Origin of the sequence: Armatimonas sp., from assembly GCF_043760365.1 — a bacterium.
Taxonomy (GTDB): Bacteria; Armatimonadota; Armatimonadia; order Armatimonadales; family Armatimonadaceae; genus Armatimonas.
Genome location: NZ_JAYUPA010000733.1, coordinates 1 through 3,565, shown reverse-complemented (window position 1 = coordinate 3,565; position 3,565 = coordinate 1). Strand labels below are relative to the sequence as shown.

Here is a 3,565-nt window from a genome sequence, read left to right as displayed (position 1 = left end):
GCGGCGCGGGGCCGAAGAAATGGTAGTCGGGCTTGGCGGCTCCATAGAAGGGCTCTGGGTAGCGGGTGTTCTCTGGCAAGGGGATAAAGACCACAGCGCAGTCTTTGCCATCGGGGGTGGTGCCTTCAATTCCGCCCCATTTGTGGCGCTCGCCGGTGCAGCGTGTTGTTGCCGTGCCATCATCGAAAACGAGCTGGGCGTCTTTTAGGTCATTTCTCAGGCGCACAAAGAGGCCACCGTAGCCGCCCCATGTGGTGAAGGGCGTCCGGTCAAGGGTCACGTCTTCCATGGCTTCTAGCTTTGTATGCCAATTTATTACCGCTTCCCCTGAGGAATGGAGTTCATAGAACCAGGAACGGGACTCTAGCAGGCGGTTCTGACCTTGATCCTTCCAAAGTACGTGGCCACCGATCTGGAGATGGTTAGGGGTGTAGGGGTAGCACACGGGGGGGCCGTGTGTCGTCTGCTGCCCGATGGTCTCGTCGCGCTCTTCCCAATAGTTGATGCCGTTGACGAACTTGAAGGCGAACCAGAGGCCACGGTGCCAGATGTGATCGGCGGGCTCGTGCTCGGTAATCACTGTGCCATCGGGGAGTTTGATAGGATGAATAAACGGCTTAGGGGCAGAGGCGTAGTCATAGCGCAGCCGCTCGACGCCATTATCGTCTGTCAGCCCAATCCACTGCCCGATTTCATGAGTGATTCGCATTGTCTATGCTTTCCGTGAACTCAATTTCGCCCTGCGTGATCGTGAGTGTCGGCCAGCCCGAAGGCGAGCGGTGGTAGAGCTCAGGGTGCGCGGCGAGAGCGGCGTCCTGGGTGGCGGTATCGAACATGGAGAGGCCCGCGAAGTAGTGATGGCCGTTGCGCTCGACACTCTCGATGCCCAGAGCAGCCATCACGGCAAGATCTTGCTCCAAACAAACTGGTCCGACACACGTGAGATCCTCTCCCGAGAGCAGCGCACCGCGTTTTTTGGCGAGGCAGGCGTTGGCGACACCTTTGAAGACGCCTTTGCAGCCCTTATGGCTCGTACCCGCGTAGCCGAGAGCTAATGCGCGGGGGAAATCGCCCAAAGCGCCGTCGGACTCATCTATGAGGATCGGCGGGTGGCTCTCCCAGGCGGCCAGCCCCGCTCCCGCCGCGTCGGTGAGGGCTTGATCTCGGTGAAGGGGCTGCTCGATAAAGAGGCAGCGGGCTTTGTGTGTGCTGGGCAAGCCATCCCAGAAGGCGCGGACGGTGGCAAAGTCGGTGTAGGACTCGTTGGCATCCAGCGTAAACGCCCAGTCTGTGGGCACGTGTGCGGCGCAGACGGTAAGAACCTCCGTGGTGCGTGTAATATCGGTATCCACAGTGCCGCCGAGCTTGAGTTTAAAGTGCTTCAAGCCGTAGGTGACGATGTTATCTTCCAGGGTCTTGGGAAGCGCATCCGTGCGCTCGCGGCCCGTGAGTGGATCGGCCATTCCGATGGTGTGTCGCAGAATCATCTGTTTGCGAGGCACTTCAGGAAGCCAATCTGTGGGTTGCGTTCCCGCAAGCTCTGTGTGAATTGCGCCCAGCTCGATTCCAAAAGCATTGCTCTTGACAAGAGCCTGAAAGGGCTGCTGTGTGGCGTTACCGAGCGCATTGATCACGGCCCGCTCCACGAGCGTCACCGGAAAGTGCGTCCAGAGCGTCGGCAAGCCCGTCTCTTTTGCATACGCCGCTTGCTTTTCGTAGAGCGCCTGCCAGATCCCAAATGCTGTCTTGGCGGAGATATCTGTCGCCCACTCCAGCACCGTTTCGATGAGTGCAATCAGCTCAGCATTATCTGACTCTGTGGACGTGTCCGGGCGCTTGTAGAGCCACTTGGGCGAGAGGTGCTCGGAGGAGATTCCGGTGATGATTTTCCCCTCAATCTCGACATCGGCTTCCACAAAAACGTGGGTGAGGTCGGTGACGGTGGCAATTCCGTAGCGAAACGGGAGGCGCAGGTGCAGGTCTTGCAGGCGCAGGCGGCAGGCAGCAATGCGAATCATGGTCTATTCTACGGGTTTTTCCGCTACAATGGCGGTATGAACCGACGACAATTTATTCAAGGTACCGCTGCCGCGCCGCTCTTTTTGCCCAGCTCCGTGCTGGGACGAGCGGGGCACTGGGCGCCCAGTGAGCGCATCACCGTGGGCATTATTGGCTGTGGCAAGATGGCCAATGACTTCCATCTGCCCACTTTACTTAACTTTGAGGACGTGCAGATACTGGCTGTGTGCGATGTGGACACGACCCGGCGTGAGCGTGCCAAGAAGCGCGTTGAGACGCAGTACGAGGGCGAGGAGCGCGCCACGCGCACTTGTGCAGCTTATAATGATTTTAGAGATGTTATTGCACGCAAAGACATAGATGCAGTTGTTATTGTGACACCAGAGCACTGGCACGCCATCCCAATTATCGAGGCATGTAAGGCGGGAAAAGATGTCTACTGTGAGAAGCCGCTCACCCTCACCTTGGCGGAGTCAAAGCGCTGCATAGAGGCTGTTCGCAAGTATAAGCGCGTCTTGCAGACCGGCAGCCAGCAGCGCTCCAATGTCTTTGGGCGCTTCCGTGAGGGCTGCGAGTTCGTCCGCAGCGGGCGACTGGGGACGATTAAGTCCGTGACGGTGGGAGTCGCTGCCCCCAGTATCTGGTGTGATCTGAAGGAAGAGATGCCAGAGCCGGGCCTCGACTGGGACTTATGGCTTGGCCCCGCGCCGCTGCGAGCGTATAACTCCGCACTTTCTCCGCGTGGGGCCCACAATCACTTTCCCGCCTGGCGCAACTACCGCGAGTACTCCGGTGGTGGCCACGCCGACATGGGGGCGCACCACTACGATATCGCGCAGTGGGCGCTCGGCAAAGATGACACGAACCCGGTCGAGATCATTCCCCCCACCGACCCGATGGCGATGGAGGGCGCAAAACTGATCTACGCCGATGGGATCGAGGTGATTCACGGTGGCCCCAGTGGCTGTTTCTTCACCGGCACCAACGGCACCCTGCATCTGGATCGCGGCGTCCTCAAGAGCGACCCGCCGGAGCTGGCAAAAACGCCGCTGGGCGAGAAAGAGACGCATCTGTTTGTTTCGCCAGGGCACCACCGCAACTGGATCAACTGTATCAAGAGCCGCGAGAAGCCACTCTGCGATGTTGAGATCGGCTGCCGCTCGGTGGCGCTGGTGCAACTTGCCAATCTTGCTTACTGGCACCGCCGTCGCCTAAAGTGGGATCCGAAGAAGTGGGAGTTTGTGGGGGATAAAGAGGCCAACAAATGGCTCGACCGCGAGCGCCGACCACAATGGGCACTGCCTAAGGTGTGATTTTGGGCCGAGGCTGCGCGACGATATAGGCCGTGAGATCCCAGGACTCCTGAAGTGTCAGTGAGCCGCCGGAGCCAAAGGGCATGTTGTGCTTCAAGAAGCCCGCCATTTTCTCCGGCTTGGCCCCCAGCCCCGCGAGAGTGTTGAAGGAGTTCGGGCCCCAGAGCGCGGGGCGGTAGTACGTATTGCTCTCGTAGCGCCCTTGGCCGTCGGTGGCGTGGCAAGCCGCGCAG

Annotated in this window: 4 protein-coding genes; 1 reads left to right on the top strand and 3 read right to left on the bottom strand. The window is 59.5% G+C overall.

Going from position 1 to position 3,565, the window contains the following annotated elements:
• Positions 1–709: DUF6807 family protein (locus ACH2EH_RS17305; RefSeq protein WP_395143526.1), on the bottom strand; the 709-nt coding region annotated here is incomplete at its 3' end.
• Positions 693–2,018, bottom strand: a complete 1,326-nt coding sequence (locus tag ACH2EH_RS17300) for a hypothetical protein (RefSeq protein WP_395143524.1) — start codon at positions 2,016–2,018, stop codon at positions 693–695. The genes ACH2EH_RS17305 and ACH2EH_RS17300, both read right to left, overlap by 17 nt.
• A gap of 36 nt (positions 2,019–2,054) precedes the next feature.
• On the opposite strand from ACH2EH_RS17300, the gene ACH2EH_RS17295 reads away from it, so the two are divergent.
• The gene (locus tag ACH2EH_RS17295; protein WP_395143522.1) at positions 2,055–3,332 is read left to right on the top strand and encodes a Gfo/Idh/MocA family protein; all 1,278 of its coding nucleotides are present in this window, start codon (positions 2,055–2,057) and stop codon (positions 3,330–3,332) included.
• Here ACH2EH_RS17295 and ACH2EH_RS17290 read toward each other — a convergent pair.
• The coding region (locus ACH2EH_RS17290) for a c-type cytochrome (RefSeq protein ID WP_395143521.1) at positions 3,322–3,565 on the bottom strand (244 nt) is incomplete at its 5' end. The genes ACH2EH_RS17295 and ACH2EH_RS17290 overlap by 11 nt on opposite strands.

What these genes read in the sequence shown, in the direction of transcription:
- ACH2EH_RS17295 (WP_395143522.1), top strand. Translation starts at nt 2,055, where the DNA reads ATGAACCGACGACAATTTATTCAAGGTACCGCTGCCGCGCCGCTCTTT.
- ACH2EH_RS17300 (WP_395143524.1), bottom strand. Translation starts at nt 2,018, where the DNA reads ATGATTCGCATTGCTGCCTGCCGCCTGCGCCTGCAAGACCTGCACCTG.